Source organism: Sphingomonas sanguinis (assembly GCF_001476905.1).
In the GTDB taxonomy this organism is placed as follows: domain Bacteria; phylum Pseudomonadota; class Alphaproteobacteria; order Sphingomonadales; family Sphingomonadaceae; genus Sphingomonas; species Sphingomonas sanguinis_B.
Map to the genome: position 1 here is coordinate 1 of NZ_LDTE01000191.1, position 980 is coordinate 980.

At 65.6% G+C, this 980-nt stretch carries 1 protein-coding gene; it reads left to right on the forward strand.

Annotation, left to right across the window (positions count from 1 at the left end; translation table 11 throughout):
* Positions 1 to 849 (forward strand): sensor histidine kinase (locus SB4_RS18480; protein ID WP_153006346.1); only part of this gene is annotated, 849 nt, incomplete at its 5' end.
* Between the last annotated feature and the right edge of the window lie 131 nt (positions 850 to 980).

Below are 980 nucleotides of genomic sequence, written 5' to 3' on the forward strand. Positions count from 1 at the left end.
CTGGCGCTGCCGCTCCTGATGTGGCTGGCGGCGGTGGTGCTGGGATGGTTCATCGTCGACCGGCTGCTGATCCGCCCGCTGCGCCAGCTGCGTGGGCTGGTCGCGGCCTATCAGCCGGGCGAAGTCCTCGACATCTCGCAGGTCGAGGCGGCGCCAGCGCAGGAAATCCGCGACTTGGCCGACACGTTCGAGGCGATCACCCGCACCGTCGCCACCCACGAGGCGGGACTGGCCGAAGGGCTGGTGCGCCAGACCAAGCTGACCCGGGAAGTCCATCACCGCGTCAAGAACAACCTTCAGGTCATCTCCAGCCTGATCAATTTCCATGCGCGCGGCGCGACGGGGCCGGAGGCGATGGCCGCCTATTCCTCGATCCAACGGCGGGTCGATGCGCTGGCGGTGGTCCATCGCCACCACTTCGCCGAGCTGGAGGAAAATCGCGGACTGAACCTGCGCACCATGATCGGCGAGCTGGCCGCGAATATCCGCGCCACCGCGCCGGAAAATGCCGCCGGGATCGGCATCTCGCTCGACGTCGCGCCGTTGCTGGTCAATCAGGACGTGGCGGTCGCAGTGGCTTTCCTAGTCACCGAGACGATCGAGTTGGCCATGAATTGTGATCCCGCCGCGCAGATCCGCGTTGCGATCAAGCCCGCTGAGCAGGAAGGCCGCGCGGTCGTGCGTGTCGTCTCGCGCGCGTTGGTCGAGACGGACGAATTACGCCACCTGATCAGCAAGCGGTACGGCCGGGTGATGGAAGGCCTGGCCCGCCAGCTTCGCGCGCCGTTGCACCATGATCCGCTCACCGGCGCCTATGAAATTGCCGTGCCGATCGTCGGGCGCGACTGAATCGAAAAAAGATTCGCGAGAGGCGGGAAAAGACGGGAACCCCTGCCTTTGCAGCGTGTTCTGCTCTTCGGATAGCGAACTTATGCCCCCCCGCTCTCGCTGTCCAAGCCATAGGCCTGGAAGCGTCCACC